Annotated in this window: 15 protein-coding genes; 7 read left to right on the forward strand and 8 right to left on the reverse strand. The window is 62.8% G+C overall.

Annotated elements, in window-relative coordinates:
- The first annotated feature begins 10 nt into the window (after positions 1 to 10).
- Entirely contained in the window at positions 11 to 592 is a 582-nt protein-coding gene (locus tag BP38_RS0111995; protein ID WP_035725046.1) for an exopolysaccharide biosynthesis protein, read from the forward strand.
- Here BP38_RS0111995 and BP38_RS0112000 read toward each other — a convergent pair.
- Positions 589 to 1539, reverse strand: a complete 951-nt coding sequence (locus BP38_RS0112000; protein ID WP_026987926.1) for a LysR family transcriptional regulator — start codon at positions 1537 to 1539, stop codon at positions 589 to 591. The genes BP38_RS0111995 and BP38_RS0112000 overlap by 4 nt on opposite strands.
- A gap of 129 nt (positions 1540 to 1668) precedes the next feature.
- Here BP38_RS0112000 and BP38_RS0112005 point away from each other — a divergent pair, with 129 nt between their 5' ends.
- Positions 1669 to 2844: an acyl-CoA dehydrogenase family protein gene (locus tag BP38_RS0112005; RefSeq protein ID WP_026987927.1), complete on the forward strand. Its 1176-nt coding sequence runs from the start codon at positions 1669 to 1671 to the stop codon at positions 2842 to 2844.
- An 18-nt stretch (positions 2845 to 2862) separates the two neighbouring features.
- Here the strand turns inward: BP38_RS0112005 and BP38_RS0112010 are convergent, their stop codons facing one another.
- Positions 2863 to 3987, reverse strand: coding sequence for a zinc-dependent alcohol dehydrogenase family protein (locus BP38_RS0112010; protein ID WP_026987928.1), 1125 nt, complete (start codon positions 3985 to 3987; stop codon positions 2863 to 2865).
- 295 nt (positions 3988 to 4282) lie between these two features.
- Between BP38_RS0112010 and BP38_RS0112015 the strand changes: the two genes are divergently transcribed.
- Complete coding sequence (locus BP38_RS0112015; protein ID WP_026987929.1) at positions 4283 to 6742, forward strand: ATP-binding protein; 2460 nt, start codon at positions 4283 to 4285, stop codon at positions 6740 to 6742.
- Between the two features lie 19 nt (positions 6743 to 6761).
- Here the strand turns inward: BP38_RS0112015 and kce are convergent, their stop codons facing one another.
- From kce to BP38_RS0112040, 5 genes are all read right to left on the reverse strand, one after another.
- Positions 6762 to 7700, reverse strand: coding sequence for a 3,5-dioxohexanoate:acetyl-CoA acetone transferase (gene kce, locus BP38_RS0112020; RefSeq protein ID WP_026987930.1), 939 nt, complete (start codon positions 7698 to 7700; stop codon positions 6762 to 6764).
- A 42-nt stretch (positions 7701 to 7742) separates the two neighbouring features.
- Positions 7743 to 8681: a 3-hydroxyacyl-CoA dehydrogenase gene (locus BP38_RS0112025; protein WP_026987931.1), complete on the reverse strand. Its 939-nt coding sequence runs from the start codon at positions 8679 to 8681 to the stop codon at positions 7743 to 7745.
- A 2-nt stretch (positions 8682 to 8683) separates the two neighbouring features.
- Positions 8684 to 9472 carry an SDR family oxidoreductase gene (locus BP38_RS0112030; protein WP_026987932.1) on the reverse strand — a complete coding sequence of 263 codons (789 nt, stop codon included), beginning with the start codon at positions 9470 to 9472 and terminating at the stop codon, positions 8684 to 8686.
- Positions 9473 to 9546: 74 nt separating this feature from the next.
- The gene (locus tag BP38_RS22275; protein ID WP_026987933.1) at positions 9547 to 10350 is read right to left on the reverse strand and encodes an SDR family NAD(P)-dependent oxidoreductase; all 804 of its coding nucleotides are present in this window, start codon (positions 10348 to 10350) and stop codon (positions 9547 to 9549) included.
- Positions 10351 to 10388: 38 nt separating this feature from the next.
- The gene (locus BP38_RS0112040) at positions 10389 to 11150 is read right to left on the reverse strand and encodes an SDR family oxidoreductase (RefSeq protein ID WP_026987934.1); all 762 of its coding nucleotides are present in this window, start codon (positions 11148 to 11150) and stop codon (positions 10389 to 10391) included.
- A 173-nt stretch (positions 11151 to 11323) separates the two neighbouring features.
- Here BP38_RS0112040 and BP38_RS20445 point away from each other — a divergent pair, with 173 nt between their 5' ends.
- From BP38_RS20445 to BP38_RS20450, 4 genes are read left to right on the forward strand one after another with little or no spacing between them, the layout of a single operon-like run.
- Positions 11324 to 12226, forward strand: coding sequence for an isocitrate lyase/PEP mutase family protein (locus BP38_RS20445; protein ID WP_162175160.1), 903 nt, complete (start codon positions 11324 to 11326; stop codon positions 12224 to 12226).
- Between the two features lie 14 nt (positions 12227 to 12240).
- Positions 12241 to 14427 (forward strand): alpha-ketoacid dehydrogenase subunit alpha/beta, encoded by a 2187-nt coding sequence (locus BP38_RS0112050; RefSeq protein WP_026987935.1) that lies wholly within the window; start codon positions 12241 to 12243, stop codon positions 14425 to 14427.
- A complete protein-coding gene (locus BP38_RS0112055) occupies positions 14427 to 15164 on the forward strand; it encodes an SDR family NAD(P)-dependent oxidoreductase (RefSeq protein WP_035725051.1) in 738 nt (245 codons plus the stop codon). Before BP38_RS0112050 ends, BP38_RS0112055 begins: the two co-directional genes overlap by 1 nt.
- A gap of 14 nt (positions 15165 to 15178) precedes the next feature.
- A complete protein-coding gene (locus tag BP38_RS20450) occupies positions 15179 to 15952 on the forward strand; it encodes an HpcH/HpaI aldolase family protein (protein WP_051609311.1) in 774 nt (257 codons plus the stop codon).
- A 12-nt stretch (positions 15953 to 15964) separates the two neighbouring features.
- On the opposite strand, the gene BP38_RS0112065 is transcribed toward BP38_RS20450, so the two are convergent.
- Complete coding sequence (locus tag BP38_RS0112065) at positions 15965 to 17242, reverse strand: hydroxymethylglutaryl-CoA reductase, degradative (RefSeq protein ID WP_026987937.1); 1278 nt, start codon at positions 17240 to 17242, stop codon at positions 15965 to 15967.
- Positions 17243 to 17278 lie beyond the last annotated feature (36 nt).

Consider the following 17278-nt stretch of genomic DNA (forward strand, 5'->3'; position numbering starts at 1 on the left):
GCCCAAGTGCATGCCCTCTCACGTACCCACCTCGAAGATCCTGGAAAGACTGATGCAGGAGGCCCCGACAGACAGGGTCACGCTCGGGTGGATCTTGGAGCACCTGAAAGAACGGTCGTTCGGCATCGTGATGCTGCTCATTGCGCTTGTCGGGCTATTGCCCGGCGCATCGCTGTTCGCCGGTCTGCTGCTGTTCGTACCCGCCATCCAGATGATCCTCGGACGGGCCGTCCCGGCCTTGCCCAGAAGAATCGCGGCGCGCAAGTTTTCCACGACGCGCCTGGAACGCCTTGTGCGGCGCATGATTCCCGCTCTTCGCCTGCTCGAGCGGGTTGTGCGACCGCGATGGGGCATACATTTCGAGACACGTAAACGCGTTGTCGGGTCTGTCATGCTCTTGCTTGGAGCAACAATGCTGATCCCCGTCCCGTTCAGTCATGTGATCCCCACCCTGACCATCATGCTTCTGGCCTTCGCCTTTCTGGAAGAAGATGGCCTTCTGCTGGCATGCGCCTACTTTACCGCCCTCCTTTCGCTCGTCCTCAGCGCCGCAGCGATCTGGTCTGCTGTCGAGGTCGGCCTTCTCGTCTAGGAATGGCCCTCTTCCAGCCGCGCCTCCCAGGTTCCTTCCTGTACAAGCTGCTGCAGCAGTTCATGACACAGCGTCTCGATGGCGAGCGTGGCCGCCGATATGGGACGGTCTGCGGGCACTGAAATAAATATGTTCCTGCGTAGTTCCGGATTGGTGATGGACCAGGAAACCAGGCGCCCTTGCTGGCATTCTGCCTTTATCGCCATGGCCGGCAGGATGGAGAAGGCCAACCCCTCCTCGACCAGGGTCTTGATCGGTGCATAGGAATCGATTTCGGTATGGGCTTCAAATGTCCGGCCACAGTGCTGTGAGGCCACATCATCCAGCAGGTCGCGCAAGCCATGCCCTCGGCTCGGTATGGCCAAGGGCAACGATATGGCTTCCGAGAAATCCACGGACTCCTGTAGGGACGTGCCAGCACCAAGTTTCGCATCCGGCGGCCCGAACAGTCTCAACTCCTCGGACAGGACCTGCTTCAGGCGAATGCCACGAGAATCCATGCCGCGATAGAGAACCGCCACATCGATCTTGTCCTCTCGCAACCAGTCGAAGATGAATCCGCTCATGGCCTCGGCAATGCGCAGACGTATCGCCGGATAGCGTCGCGAAGCCTCCTGGATCAAACGCGCGCTGAGCATCTGGCTGACCGTGCCTGGAACACCGAAGCGTACCTCCCCCGAGGGCTCGACATCTTCTGCGCGCACAACCTCTTCCAGTTGATCGAATTGATCGATCAGATGGCGCGATTGCTGCAGCAGGCGCTGACCTGCTTCCGTCAGCTGGACACCCCGCGAAGTCCGGAAAAGCAATTCCGTACGCAGGTTACGCTCCATGTTACGGACATGCTGGCTGAGCGCCGGCTGCGCCACATGCAGGCGTTCTGCCGCTTTCGAGAGGGACCCCTGTTCGGCGATGGTTACGAAATAGCGCAGGTGGCGAATGTCCATGGCGCCCAGTCATATCATTTTCTTATTGAGGATAGCTTTATATTATCTTTGCATTATAGCATGGACCATCCCAAATTCTTTCCTGCGGCCATCGGCTGAACGGATCAGTACCACAGGGCTTTCCCGAACATGAACGAGACCACGACAGCGCCCGAAAGCGCCGAGATCGAAGCCATTCGCGACACCGTACGCGCACTCTGTGCGCGCTTCCCGGACGAATACTGGCGCAAGCTCGATCGCGAGCGCGCCTATCCAACGGAATTCGTGAATGCGATGGCGGAGGCCGGCCTTCTGGCCTCACTCATTCCCGAGGCCTACGGCGGCAGTGGCCTGCCCCTGTCGGTTGCGGCCACGATCCTGGAGGAGGTGCATGCCTGCGGCGCCAATGGTGCAGCCTGTCATGCCCAGATGTACACCATGGGAACCCTGCTGCGGCACGGCAGTGAAGAACAGAAACTGGCCTACCTGCCGAGCATCGCTTCGGGAGATCTGCGTCTTCAGGCCTTCGGCGTGACCGAGCCGGGCGCCGGGACCGATACGCTGTCCATCTCGACCACGGCCGAGCGCAAGGGCGACAAATACATCATTCGCGGACAGAAGGTCTGGACCAGCCGGGCCGAGCACTCGGACCTGATGATCCTGCTGGCGCGCACGGCGCCCAAAGGCTCCATGGAAAAGCGCACCGACGGCCTCTCGGTCTTCCTGGTGGACATGCGCGAAGCCCCGGCCGACAAGCTGCGCATCCAGCCCATCAACACCATGATCAACCACTCGACGACCGAGATATTCTTCGACGACCTGGAAATCCCGGCAAATGCCCTGCTGGGCGAGGAGCACAAGGGCTTCCGCTATATCCTGGACGGCATGAATGCCGAGCGGATCCTGATCGCATCGGAATGCATCGGCGACTGCCGCTGGTTCATCGAGAAATCCACGAACTACGCCAACGAGCGCAAGGTCTTCGGCCGGCCCATCGGACAGAACCAGGGCGTACAGTTCCCCATCGCCCGCAATCATGTGGAACTGCATGCCGCGCACCTGGCCGTGAAGCACGCTGCGGACATGTATGACTGCGGGGAATCCTGCGGCGCCGAGGCCAACATGGCCAAGCTGTTGGCCTCGGAGGCCTCGTGGCACGCCGCCGACACCTGCCTGCAGACACACGGCGGCTTCGGCTTTGCCGAGGAATACGACGTGGAGCGCAAGTTCCGGGAGACGCGGCTCTACCAGATTGCGCCGATCTCCACCAACCTCATCCTCTCCCACGTGGCTGAGAAGGTCCTGGGCCTGCCCCGCTCCTTCTGAAGAGCAGGCTCTGCCCCATCAAGGTGTGATGACGTGACGCACGGCGGTGCCGTCAGCCAGGCGGTCGAAGGCCTCGTTGATGTCCTCCAGCGTGCCACGGCCGGTCATAAGGCGGTCCACGGGCAAGCGCCCGGCCCGGAAGAGCTCAATGTAGCGCGGAATGTCGCGTGACGGAATGCAACTTCCGATGTAGCTGCCCTTCAGCGTACGTTCCTCCGCCACCAGCGAGACCTGCTGGATCTCCAGCTTCTTCTCCGGGTTCGCCAGTCCGCCGGTGACGCTGGTGCCACCTCGACGCGTGATGCGATAGGCAAAGTCCAGGGCCGGCACGGAGCCGGCTAGCTCGACGGCGGCATCCACGCCGCCGTTCGTCCACTCCTTGACCTTCGCCACCGCCTCGTCGTCGCGCGGATCGATGGCATGAGTCGCCCCCAGTTGCCGCGCGAACTCGCGCTTTTCCTCCAACAGGTCGACGGCAACGATCCGTGAGGCACCAGCCGCCACCGCGCCCAGGACAGCGGCCAGACCGACCCCGCCCAGGCCGATGACGGCCACAGATTGCCCGGCCTTGACCGCCGCCGTGTTGACCATGGCCCCGACGCCGGTCAGCACGGCACAGCCGAACAGCGCTGCGTGCTCGAACGGCAGCTCGCGGTCGATCTTCACCATGGAGTGACGCGAGATCACGGCCCGCTCGGCGAAGGCGGAGACGCCCACATGATGATAGACGTCCTGGCCATTGCGATGAATCCGCATGGCCCCGCCCAACAGGGTGCCGGCACCGTTGGCCGCCGCCCCGGGTTCGCACAGCGCAGGTCGCCCTTCGGCACAGGGCATGCAGTGGCCACAGGACGGCATGAAGATCATCACCACGTGGTCACCGGGCTCCAGGTCCTTCACGCCGGGGCCGACGGCCTCGACCTCACCCGCAGCCTCGTGGCCCAGCGCCATCGGCACGGGCCGCGGGCGGTCGCCATTGATCACCGACAGGTCAGAATGGCAGAGGCCTGCTGCACGGATGCGGACCCGCACCTCCTCATGCCCAGGCTCGTCCAGCTCGACCTCCTCGACCCTCAGAGGCCGGGTTTCAGCATAGGGCCGTTCGACGGGGGACTCGTTCAAAACCGCGGCGCGTGTCTTCATCGGTGTTTCCTCTGCTCAATTCGTCTGTCCGCCAAGGCGGGCGTTCGCTGTCTGGAATGCTTAACCATCACGCAGGGAATGGCAATCACTCCAATACAGCCTTGTTCTGAAGCTCATCATTCAAGCTTATACCCCGCCTCCCGAGAGCCGTCACAGGCCCGCCATGTGGAGGGAAAAAATCAAATAGGCAGGCTCAGCTCTCGTGGCGCCATCGCGCTATTTCCACAGCATCAAAAGTAAAAAAACTTGGCGTCAAAATGCATGATTTTTTATACGCCGAGAGTAGGAAGGCATAATGGACAGTAGCAACAGCAGGTTGCTCGAAACCTACCCCTGGCAGGAAACGCCCCTGGGAAGTCCTGAAACCTGGCACCCCGACATGAAGGCCATTATCCGCATGTCCATGGCTTCTGGGTTTCCGGTCTACTCCGCTTGGGGCAAGGATTTCATTCAAGTCTACAACGATGCCTATAACCCGATACTCGGAGACAAGCACCCTGAGTCGTTCGGAATGCCTGCCCGCGAGTGCTGGCAGGAGATCTGGTCCTTTCTTGGACCGGCCTTCGAAAAGGTTCTCACAACCCGGCAGGAATTGTCTTTTTCAAGAAGCCTTCTTCCCCTTGCAAAGAAAGGGATTCCGGAAGAGTGCTACTTCGATTTTTCCTACAGCCCGGTACTGACAGCGGAAGGCGAAACCCTGGGTGTCGTCTCGATTGCCACGGAGCGCACCAGCGCGGTCGTTGCGAAACGGCGGCAAGCCATTTTCAACCTGGATTCCGGTCTGGCGGACGACACAAGCCTCGAAGACCTGACCAAACGCCTGCACGCAATCCTTGAGCCGAACGAGATGGATTGCGCAGCAGCGGCACTCTATTCCGTCGATGAGCACACTTCCAATCCGGAAGGCGAGATTTGCAAGTTGCGCCTGGACGAAAGTATGGCACGAACCTTGCGCCCTCTAGCAGCTCAGGCCCTGCGCAATGGCAGCGAGGATATTGAACCTGTCCCACTCGACGGACTGGATACAGATCCCAGTTGGGCAGACAGCGCCCATGCAATCGCACTGCGCGGACACAACGACCGGCTGCGTGGCATTCTCATCCTGGTGCCCCACAAACTGGTCCCCATAGCAGGCAGTCATTCCGCGTTCGCACACAGCGTGGCTGCACGTTTCAACAGCACTCTCCAAGCTGTGGAAACGCGGCAATCGGAAATTGGCAAGGTTCACCAGGAAAAGGCCGAACAGGAAACACTTTACCAGTTCCTTTTCGACAATATCGGCGATGGGGTCGTCTACCTGTCCACCAGCGGTGCCGTGGTGGATGACGAGATTGTTCTGGCGGCCAATCCCCGCGCATGCAGAATGTTGGGTTACAGACCGGACGAGGTTATCGGAAAAAGTCGCTCCGAATTCTTCTTCCCGCAGGACCAGAGCGCAAGGGCTGCATTGGTGGAGCGTTCCAAGCACGGCTTCTACGTCGGCGAGCTGACGTTCCGAACTAAGGATGGAGACAGCCTGGAAACTGAAGTGACCTCGAATCTCGTAACCCTGAGAAACGGGGAAACCCGCGCCCTGACCATCATTCGCGACATCAGCCACCGCGCTGCCCTGGAAAGAGAGCGTGCCGAGCGCGTGCGCCTGGAAACAATCGAGAACTTGACCGGAGGCCTGGCTCACGACTTCAACAACCTGCTGACCGTCATTGTCGGCAGTCTGGAGGCCTTGCAAGATGACCTGCAGGAAGGCTCGGGGGATCACAAGCTGGCATCAAGCGCCATGTTTGCCGCGGAGCGTGCCGGCGGCCTGACCAATCAGCTCCTCGCCTACTCTCGCCGCCAGGCGCTCGTCACACGCCCCATCGACCTCAATGCCTTTCTGAACGAGGTCAAACCCTTGCTGTATTCCACCCTGAGTGAGATCAATCACCTTGTAATCGACAAAGAGCAGGACTGTCCCGCCTGCACGGCGGATTCAGCACAGTTGACGACAACACTGTTCAATCTTGTCGCCAACGCACGCGACGCCATGCCGGAAGGTGGCTGCCTGCGCCTGCGTACCTTCCGCGTTGACCCCGAGAAGCTGTTGCCTGCCCGGGACAGCCATGAACTGTCTCCCGGGGCTTATGTCGGTCTGCGCGTAAAGGACGATGGTTTCGGGATTGAGCCGGAAGTCCTCGATCGAATCTTCGAACCCTTTTTCACCACAAAAGAAGTGGGCAAAGGCTCGGGTCTCGGCCTGTCCATGGTTCAGGGGTTCATGAGGCAGCTGGGCGGTGACGTACGCCTGACGTCGGAACGCGGCCAGGGAACCATGATCGAGCTTGTCTTTCCGGCCGCTTCGGAGGTCGAGAACATCTCGCAATCTGGGACGCGGCGCACATCTGCAAGAGGCGGAAAGCTGCTGCTGGTCGAGGACAATGATCTGGTACGCGAACAGACCCGACTCATGCTTGAACAGATCGGCTTCGCAACGGTAACCGCGGAAAACGCCCAGGACGCCCTTCATCAGATGGAAAAGGGCCTTTCCGTTGACCTGGTCCTGACGGACATGGTCATGCCAGGAGGGCGCTCGGGCCTGCAACTTGCCAAGGACCTGCGCAAGACCCACCCCGATTTGCCGATCGTCATAACCACCGGCCACGATCCGGGGGCAGCGCTGTCTCCGGACAGGGCCCGGGGCTTCGAGGTGCTGCGCAAGCCCTATACCCGGAACAGCCTGGCGGAAACGCTGCTGCGCCACCTTCCGGAAAACTGAGCTGGAGGCGGCCCCAGCTTCAGAAGTTGACCTGGTCACCGCCCTTGAGGGTAAGCAGTTCGCGCGCCTCCGCAGGTGTCGCGATCTCCAGGGAGAGGCCCTCCAGGATCTGGCGCACCCGCTTCACCTGTTCAGCATTGTTTTCTGCCAGTTTCTTGGGCGCACCCCAGAGCGAATCCTCCAGGCCGACGCGCACGTTGCCGCCCATGGAAGCCGCGATCGAGGCCACCCGCATCTGGCTGGCGCCGGCACCCAGGACGGACCAGCGATAGTCGTCGCCGAACAGGCGATTGGCCGTGCGCCGCATGTGCATGATGTCTTCCGGATGCGGACTGATCCCGCCCAGGATGCCGAAGACCGATTGCACGAAGAGCGGTGGCTTCACCAGGCCGCGGTCCAGGAAGTGCGCCAGGTTATAGAGGTGCCCGATGTCATAGCACTCGAACTCGAAGCGCGTGCCGTTGGCCTGGCAGGTCTCCAGGATGTACTCGATGTCGGCAAAGGTGTTCTTGAACACCAGGTCCCGGCTGTTCTCCAGGTGCTGGCGCTCCCAATCGTGCTTAAACTCCTTGTAGCGGTCCAGCATCGGGAAGAGTCCGAAGTTGATGGAGCCCATGTTCAATGAGGCCACCTCGGGCTGGTAGTGCTTGGCCGGCTGCAGGCGTTCATCCACGCTCATGTGCGGGCTGCCGCCCGTGGTGATGTTCACCACCGCGTCCGTCGATTGCTTGATCCGCGGCAGGAAACGCCCGAACATCTCGGGATCCTGGGTGGGACGTCCCGTCTCCGGATCGCGCGCATGCAGGTGCAGGATCGCAGCACCGGCCTCGGCGGCCGCGATGGACTGCTCGGCGATCTCGTCCGGCGTCACCGGCAGGTTCGGCGACATGGACGGCGTATGGATGCCGCCGGTCACGGCACAGGTGATGATGACTTTGTTCTTGTTCGTCGCGGCCATGGGCTTGTTGTCCTCCAAACTAAATCTGGCAAACTGATCTGATTATCTCTCGCGATCGTCCTGGTCCCGCTTGTGCAGGGCCAGGGCCTGCAGGCGGGCATCACGCCAGCGCTGACGCGCGGACAGGTCCCCGGCCGGCAGGATCTCCCGCCGCTGGGCCTCGGCCTTGGCGAGCAGCTCGTCCGACCAGGGCTTCGCCTCCGATCCCGCCATGTTGGCGTACATCTCCCGATAACGCCGGCCGTAATCGGCCAGTCCGTCGGGCGCATTCAGGTCGATGGTCTCGAAGGGTCCCATGAAGGACCAGCGCAGGCCAAGCCCTTCGGAAACGGCGGCATCCACATCCTCGACCCGGGCATAGCCCTGCTCGACCAGGGAAAAGGCCTCGCGCAGCAGGGCACCCTGCAGGCGGTTGAGGATGAAGCCATCGATCTCGCGCTTCATCATCAGCGGCTTCTGTCCGATGGCCTGCGTCAGGACCCGGACCTTCTCCATGGCAGACTCCTCCGTCCAGGGTGCCGGACAGAGTTCCACCACGGGTATCAGGTGCGGCGGGTTGACCGGATGGGCCACCAGGAAGCGGTGCCGGCCGGCGAGCTGCTCGGACAGGGCCGAGGGCAACAGGGCCGAGGTCGAGCTGGCGATGGTGGCGGCTTCATCGGCCAGGCTGTCCACTTCTTTCAGGAGTTCCTGCTTGACCTCCAGGCGCTCCGGGCCGTTCTCCTGGATATGATCGGCGCCCTCGATGGCCTCGGCCATGCTGTCGCTGACCGAGATGCGCGCGATGGCGCTCGCGGCATCCTCGGCCAGCCCGGCGGCCTCCAGCTCCTCGAGCTGCGCCTTCAGGAGCCCCGGCAGACGTTCGCGTTGCTCTTCGGAGGCATCGTAGATTCGTACGTGACAGCCGGCGCGCGCAAAGATCGCCGCCCAGCTGTAGCCGATCAGCCCGCCGCCGATCAGGGCGACTGTTGTCGTCTCCATACTCACATCAACACCTCGACATTGCCGCAGACGCTGATCGCCTGGCCACTGATGTTCGCCCCACCGGGCGATGTCAGGAACAGGCAGGTGGTGGCCACGTCATCCGCGCTGACCATGCGGCGCAGGGAGACATTCGCCAGGTAGCGCTTCTCCATCTCCTCGTAGGAAACCCCCAGCGCCTGCGCCCGGGCCGAGATCACGCCGCGAATGCGCTCGCCCTCGACGATCCCGGGCAGGATTGCGTTCACCCGCACACCATCCGGCCCCATTTCCGCGGCCAGGCTCTTGGTGAAGCCGACGATCCCCCACTTGGCCGAGGCATAGGGCGTGCGATAGGCGTAACCCAGACGCCCCGCCACCGAGGCGATGTTGATCAGGCTGCCGTGGCTTTCCTTCAGGTCCCGAGCCGTCTCGTGGGCAAGGTAGAACTGGCTGTCCAGGTCGGTTCGAAGCGTGCGCTCCCACTCGATGGGATCCATATCCTCCACCGCCCCGGTGGGCCCGGCAATACCGGCGTTATTGACCACGACATCGAAACCACCCAGCGACTCGCGAGCCTGACGAACCATGTCCGCCACCGCTTCGCGATCCGCCACGTCGCATTTGACGGCAAGCGCAGAGGGAACCTCGCTTTGAAAGGCCGACAGCGCATCGTCCGAGACATCACAGACTGCGATCTGTGACCCGATCTCGCGATAGCCCTCGACAATTCGCCGCCCGATCCCCCCGGCCCCGGCGGTCACGAGAACTCTCAGGCCCGAATCAGGTCGTAAAAGATTGGCAAGTGTCATGCATCCATCCCTTCATGATTGGGGGGTCTTGTTCTTGCTGGCTGCGTCTTGCTTTCAGCCACCTCCTGGCACAGTCATCCTTCTGTCTTCCTGGAAGTCCCCAGGCCGCCATAGGTGTCCCAGGCAGAGCCGGCCAGCCAACCCGCGTCCACCGGCAGCGTGATCCCTGTGATGGCCGCTGCCCTGTCACTGGCCAGGAAGGCAATCGACTCGGCGATCTCTTCCGGCGTGACCATTCTCTTGAGTGCCGCCGCCCTGGACAGGTCTTCAGCGTCCCGCAGGCCCGCCTCGATCTTTGCCTTGATGGGCGGGGTCAGAACGAAACCGGGCGCCACGGCATTCACGCGCACGCCCGTAGGCCCCAGATGTCCTGCCAGGCTTTCGGTCATGGATACGACAGCTGCTTTTCCCGGCCCATAGGCAAACAGCGGCAAAGGGCGCAAGGCCGTGATAGAGGCGATATTGATCAAAACGCCACGTCCCAGGCTGGACATGGCCAGGCCGAAGTTCCGGCACATGAGGAAACTGCCGCGGTAATTCACGTCCCAGATACGGTCGTGCTCCTCCATGCCCATGGCATCCAGGGGAACATTGTCCTGCAGGATGCCCGCCGCGTTCACGATGACATGCGGACAGCCGAAACGGCCTTCGACATCCTGCTTGAATCCGTCTATCTCCGCTTGCGAACTGACATCAAGGCCCTGCCAGTCCACATTCGGTTTCTCCTCTGAAAGGCGCGCCAACTGCTCCCTGTTCCTGTCAGCACCAATAACCCGGTATCCGTCTGCCAGAAGACGCTCTACCGCGGCCAGGCCTATCCCGCTGGCCCCGCCGGTCACGACGGCAATGCGCCCGTTTTCTCTCTCTGACGTGTCCAAGCTGCTCTCCCTTGATCGGCTGGTGATATCCTGAGGGCTCAGCGGCCGCCTGAAATCGCAATATTGGCGCCGGAGACGTAACTGCTCTTGCCCGAGAGCAGCCAGACGATGGCCTCGGCCACCTCCTCGGCCGCGCCGGCCCGGCCCAGGGGAACGCCGCCCACCATCTTCTCCAAACGCTCGGGCGCACCGGCCGCTGCATGAATTTCCGTCTCGATCAGGCCCGGAGAAACCGCGTTGACACGAATCCCCTCGCCGCCGAGCTCCTTCGCGGCTCCCTCCGTCAGTGTATCCACGGCCCCCTTGCTGGCGGCGTAGTGGATCCATTCTCCGGCACCGCCCAGCTGCCCGGCGCGCGAAGAGACATTGACGATGGCACCACCCGCACCGCCGCGGGCGGTCGACATGCGCAGTGCCGCTTCCTTCATGCAGAGCATCAGGGAGGTAATGTTGATCCGGAAGAGATCATCCAGCATCGCCTGGTCAATCTCGGTCAGGCACTTGATTGGCCCGGTGATGCCCGCGTTGTTCACAAGGCCATGGAGGCGGCCCAGGCCAGCCGCGTCAAAGGTCTGGAACAGCTCTTCGACATTCCCGGTCGCCATGTCGAAGGGCTGTGCCACCGCACGGCGCCCTTCTTCTTCCACGGCCTGGATGACGGCATCGGCGGCGCTTTGATTGCTCTTGTAGGTAAGTGCCAGATTGTACCCGGCCTGTGCAGCAACGCGCGCGGTTGCCGCTCCGATTCCCCGGCTGCCGCCGGTCACGACGACGTAGGCGTCTTGATCCCCGCTTGTCATGTCCGTCTCTGGTCTCCCTCTATAGCCTGTTCTGCGTGCGGCATCAGGCCTTGTTCTGTTTGCCTCCGGACACAGGAAACTGCGCCCTCAGGAATGGTCCAATATACACCCTATCGAGCCGGAAGCTTATGGGCTAGGGTTGCTTTTAAAAAATGATAATGGAGGAATGGAAGATGCCCGATCTCAAGCGAAAGCTTGTGCAAGGAAACTGTGTGCTTGCGCCTGGCGTTTACGATTGCGTCAGTGCCCGTATCGCCGAGACGGCCGGCTTCGAGGCCATTTCCATATCAGGCTACGGCGTGGAAGCCAGCAGCTTCGGCCTGCCGGACCTGGGCTTCACCGGTCTGTTCGATATGGTGGAAATCGCCGGACGGATTGTCACAGCCGTTGATGTCCCTGTCATTTGTGATGCCGATACCGGCTATGGCGGCCCGGCGCAGGTCTGGGAGACCACCCGCCGCCTGGAGAGCCAGGGTGTACAGGCCATACACATCGAGGATCAGGGAAGCCCGAAACGCTGTGGCGGCCTGCCCGGCCGCAAGGTGATCCCGATTGACGAAATGACGACGAAGGTCCGGGCAGCCTGTCAGGCGCGGCGCACCTCTGACTTCCTGGTCATAGCCCGCACGGATGCCAAGGACAGCGAGGGACTCGAAATGGCTGCAGAACGCCTGAACAGCTATTTTGAAGCCGGCGCGGACCTGGGCTTTGCGGCAGAGAACTACTCATTCGCGGAACTTCAGGAGTTGTCCCGCCTGGTGAATGGCCCCCTGGCGATCTGTGGCGGCGTACCCGGCTGGTCGGGATCCTTCGAGACAAGTGCAACCTATCGCGACCTGGGAATCGTACTGGTCATCTATCCCTTCACATCGCTTTTCACCGCCGCCCGGGCAATGCAGGACTTCTATCGGAAGATGAAAGATGCCGACCAGGTTACGCCGGAGCATGCCGATCGAGAAATGACCTCCTTCGACTGGTTCAGTGACTTCATCGACATCGACGGAATGCGCCAGCGCGAAGAAGCGTCCAGCCGAAACGGTGAACAATTCCAAACCGAAAAGAACAACAAGAGTTGAGGTAAGAGACGGAGATGAAGACACAGCAGATCCGCAACCAGACCCCGATGTACAAACTGTCCCTTGAGGAGAAGGACTGGAAGAGCTTCACGGCGGAAGAGGCCAAGCGCACGCTCACCCTGCTGCTGGGTGCCCGCCGTTTCGAGGAGGCCATTCTGGATTTGGACAAGCGCGGTCTCGTCCATGGGCCCGCCCATTCCAGCATCGGCCAGGAAGGTGCCACCGCCGGCTGCCTGGCGGCGCTCGCGCCCACGACGAAGATCACGGCGACCCACCGCGCCCACCACCAGGTCGTGGCCAAGATGCTGCACGCGCTCTGGGCAAAGAACTTCGACCCGGCCAAGGCCACGCAGCTGCCCGAGGACATGCGGGAGATCACCCGCACCCTCCTGGCCGACATCCTGGGGCTCAAGGAAGGCTGGTCCGGAGGCCGGGGCGGCTCCATGCACCTGCGCAACGACGCGGTCGGCGTGGTCGGCACCCAGGCCATCGTCGCCAGCGGCATGGCCATCGGTTGCGGCATCGCCTGGGCCGAGAAAGTGCGGCAGAGCGGCGATCTGACGGTGGCCTTCTTCGGCGATGGTGCCATCCACCAGGGAACGGCCCACGAGGCCCTCAACCTGGCTGCGCTCTATGAGTTGCCCATGATCTTCTTCATGGAGAACAACCAGTATTCCGTATCCATGTCCATCGAGCAGTCGACGCGCGAGAGCGAACTGCTGACCCGGGCCCAGGGCCATGGCATCCCCTCGCTCAAGCTGAACGGCATGAATCCCCTGGCAGCCTACCGTGCCGCGGAGTGGGCCGGCCGGGAAATCTCGGAAAAGCGCGGGCCTGTGCTTATCCAGGCGGACGTCTATCGCTACTACCACCAGAGCGCACCCTATCCAGGCAGCGCCTTCGGCTATCGCAGCAAGGACGAGGAGGAGTCATGGCGCAAGAAGGACCCCCTCGACTTCCTCATCGCGGAGTTGGACAAGCGAAAGATCCTGGGCAAGGACGACAGCCAGCATATCGACAGCCTGGTAAAGGACGCGGTCCAGGCCGCCGTGGACAGCTGCGTCGAGGGGCGTGGCAGCTCCGCGCGCATCAAGCCGGACCTCTGGCCCGATCCCGCCACGGTGGACAACGACATCACCGGCGACCTCAGCGAATTCGAGGGCGCGCGCTTTGCGGAGCCGGAGGATTACGCCGCCAATGAACTGGACGAGTCCCGCCTGATCGATGTCATGCCACGCGTGGTGGCCGAGCGCATGGCCGAGGACGAGAGCATCTATGTCCTGGGCGAGGATGTCGCCAACATGGGCGGCGGCACGGTGGGCGCCACCAAGGGGCTGATGGACCGCTTTCCGGAGCGCGTCGTCAACACGCCGATCAACGAGAACGGCTTCTGCAACATGGCCGCCGGCATGGCCTCGGCGGGCCTGAAGCCCATCGTCGAACTGATGTACTCGGACTTCATGTTCAACGCGACCGACGCCCTGTTGAACCAGATCGCGAAGATGCGCCACCTTTTCGGCGGCCGCTATTCCGTACCGCTGGTCCTGCGCTGCCGGATTCCGGGCACGGAAGGCTATGGGTCCCAGCACTCCATGGACCCCTCGGGCATCTTCGCCATGTTCCCGGGCTGGCGCATCGTGGCACCGGCCACGCCCTTCGACTACGCCGGTCTTATGAACGCGGCCCTGCGCTGCCAGGACCCTGTCCTGGTCGTGGAGCACCAGTCCCTGCAGAAAAAGACAGGCCCGGTCCCGGAGAAGCTCGACTATCACATTCCCATCGGCAAGGCGCGCAAGGTAGCGGACGGCCACCAGGTAACCCTGCTCACCACCTTGACCATGTGCGAACTGGCGCGGGAAACAGCAAAAGAGATGGGCATTTCTGCCGACATCCTGGATCTGCGCAGCCTCTCCCAGCGCGATATCGACTACGAAGCCATCGAGGAGTCGGTCAGGAAGACCAACAATGTGGCCATCGTCGAGCAGAGCACACGTGGCACCAGTCTGGGCGCCTTCCTCTCTGACGAGATCCAGAGGCGCTGCTTCGACCACCTGGACCAGCCGGTCAAGCGCGTGGTCGGTCGCTGGGCGGCACCCACGGTGTCCAAGGCCCTGGAACAGGCCGCTGTCGCCGGACGCGGCGACATCGAGGAAACCCTGCGGGAGATGCTGGCCGACACGGCCCAGCGGGCAGCGGCGTGATGAAGGAGCTGCCGAGCGGCCTCAATCTCGAGGGCAAGCAGATTGTCATCACCGGCGCGGCGGGCGGCATCGGAGCCGCGGTCGCACGCCTTTCGGCCCAGCTGGGTGCGGACCTGGTCCTGACCGACCGCGGTGGCCTGGAGCCGCTGAAGGAGGAACTGGAGGCCCAGGGCACCCGCGTCCGGGCGCAAGCCTGCGACATCTCGGACCGGCGCAGCGTGGAACAGCTGATCGGCGAGGCCGGGCGCATCGACGGCCTGGTCGCGCTGGCCGCCATGTGCCCCTGGGACGACTGGATGGAAGACGGCTGGGATGCCGTCTTCGACGAGGTCATGCAGACCAATGTCCTGAGCGTGATCCACTGCGCGCGCGCCTGCCTGCCGGTGATGCAGGAGCAGAAGGACGGACGCATGGTCATCGTCAGTTCGGTGGCGGGACGGATGGGTGGCCTGAACGCCAGTCCGCATTATGTCGCCTCCAAGGGCGGCGTGAACACCCTGGTCAAGTGGCTGGCCCGGCGTGCCTCTCCCCACGGCGTCCTGGTCAATGGCGTGGCGCCGGGGGCGACCTCCTCGCCCATGACACACGGCCAGGACTTCGATCTCTCCCGCATTCCGCTCGGCCGCATGGCCGATCCTGAGGAGATCGCCTGGCCGATCGTCTTCCTGCTGACCGGTGCCGCCAGCTACATGTCCGGGACCATCCTGGACGTTAACGGCGGCGTCTTCATGAACTGAAGGAGCCTTTCCTCATGAGCTTCCAGGACCTGCTGGACACGCCAGCGCCGATCCTCGGCACCTGGTCCCAGATTGCCTCCGCCGAAGTCGTCGACATCATCGGCGCCTCGGGCTTTGCCTTCACCATCATCGACACAGAGCACGGCGTCTTCGGGCTGGAAACAGCCGCCGACCTTGTACGGGCCTGCAACGCCAACCGCCTGGAGCCCATCGTGCGCGTACCCACCAATGAATCCTGGATGATCATGAAGGCCCTGGATGCGGGCGCCGGAACGGTCCTGGTGCCGAAGATCGAATCAGCCGAGGCGGCCAAGGCAGCCGTCGCCGCAGCACGCTATGAACCCCATGGACGGCGCGGTGCCTGCCCCTGCGTGCGCTCGGGCGAGCAGTTCGTGCGCAACTGGCCGGCCTATGCCCAGGAGGCCAACCGCTCCAGCGGAGTCATCGCACTCGTCGAGAGCCCGGCCGGTGTAGAAGCCTTTCCGGAAATTGCCGCGACAGACGGGCTGAAAGCCGTCCTCTTCGGTCCCTTCGACCTCTCCGTCGCCATGGGCAAGGAGGGCGATTTCCGCCACCCTGAAGTCGTGGCAGCCCTGGAGGCCATGACGGCCCAGGCCAGGACAGCGGACCTGCCGGTCATCATGCCCGTCTTCTCGCCGGACATGGACCAGGCACGCAGGGAAATGCGGGATTGGCAGGCCCAGGGCGTCAGCGCTTTCACAATTGGAACCGACAAGCTGCTGCTCGCGGACTATTGCAGCCGCTATACTGGCCATCTGAAGCGCTGAAACGGCGGGGCGCTATTTCTTTGACCTGATCTCCGCGACGACCGTCTCGGCCACATCTCCGCGCACCTCGCCGCGTCGGGCCAGCTCCGCGGCCACTTCGGCGATCTCCTCGCCGACGGCGCCGGCGGCAATGGCCACGTTCTGGGCATGCAATGTCATGTGCCCCTTCTGGATGCCCACCGTCGCCAGGGCCTTGAGCGCCGCGAAGTTCTGGGCCAGGCCGACGGCGGCCACGATGCCCGAGAACTCGACTACGTTCTGCACGCCCAGGATCTTCAGGCAGACCTGCGCCATGGGGTGCACCTTGGTGGCGCCGCCCACGAGCCCCAGCGACAGGGGCAGCTCGATGCTGCCCGCCAGGTCTCCATCGGCCGTCTTCTCGTAATGACTGAGCGGACGATAGGCGTCGGAAGACGCAGCATAGGCATGGGCGCCGGCCTCGATCGCTCGGGTGTCGTTTCCGGTGGCCAGGGCCACGGCGGAGATTCCGTTCATGATCCCCTTGTTGTGGGTGGCGGCGCGGTAAGGATCAACCTCGGCGAACTCGGCCGCATCCAGCATGGCATCTACGATCTCCGTCCCGCCGATCGCCTCCTTGGGCCAGACTGCCCTGGCCCGGGCAAGGCGCCGGTCGGCCAGGTTCGAGAGGATGCGCAGGTGATGCCGGCCTCCGGTCCAGGAGGCCAGCGTCGGCGCCAGGCGCTCCGCCATGGTGTTCACGGCATTGGCGCCCATCGCATCCTTCGTATCGACGATGATGTGGGTGATCACCATTGCCCCAGAGGCAGATGGGAGGACACGGACCTCCAAGTCGCGGAAGCCGCCGCCCAGCTTGACCAGCATCGGATCGCAGCCATTGCAGATTTCTTCAATCTCTGCCTTGCGCTCCAGGATCTTGGCACGCCCGGCCCAGGGATCGGAAAGGCCGAGAATCTGGATCTGGGCGATCATTTCCGTGGCGCTGAGGGAGGTGTGGAACCCACCGCTATCCCGGCATTGGCGCGCCGCATTGCTGGCCGCCGCGATCACCGAGGACTCCTCGGTGGCCATGGGAACCAGGACATCGCGTTCGTCCACGGTCAGGTTCGTGGCAATGCCAAGCGGTACGCCGAAACTGGAAACAGCGTTCTCGACCAGGCGGTCCGCCAAATCGAACGGCAGGGATTCCTTGGACAGCAGCCTGTCGATATCCTCCTGCGCCAGGCCGGCCATGTCCTTAACGGCATCGAGTCTTTCTTCGCGGGAAAGCTTGTAGAAACCGCCGATACGCGAAGACTTCTGCTCACTCATTGTCACAACTCACAATTTTGCGGATTTGCATACCCT

It is taken from the genome of Fodinicurvata fenggangensis DSM 21160 (assembly GCF_000686045.1).
In the GTDB taxonomy this organism is placed as follows: Bacteria; Pseudomonadota; Alphaproteobacteria; order Kiloniellales; family DSM-21159; genus Fodinicurvata; species Fodinicurvata fenggangensis.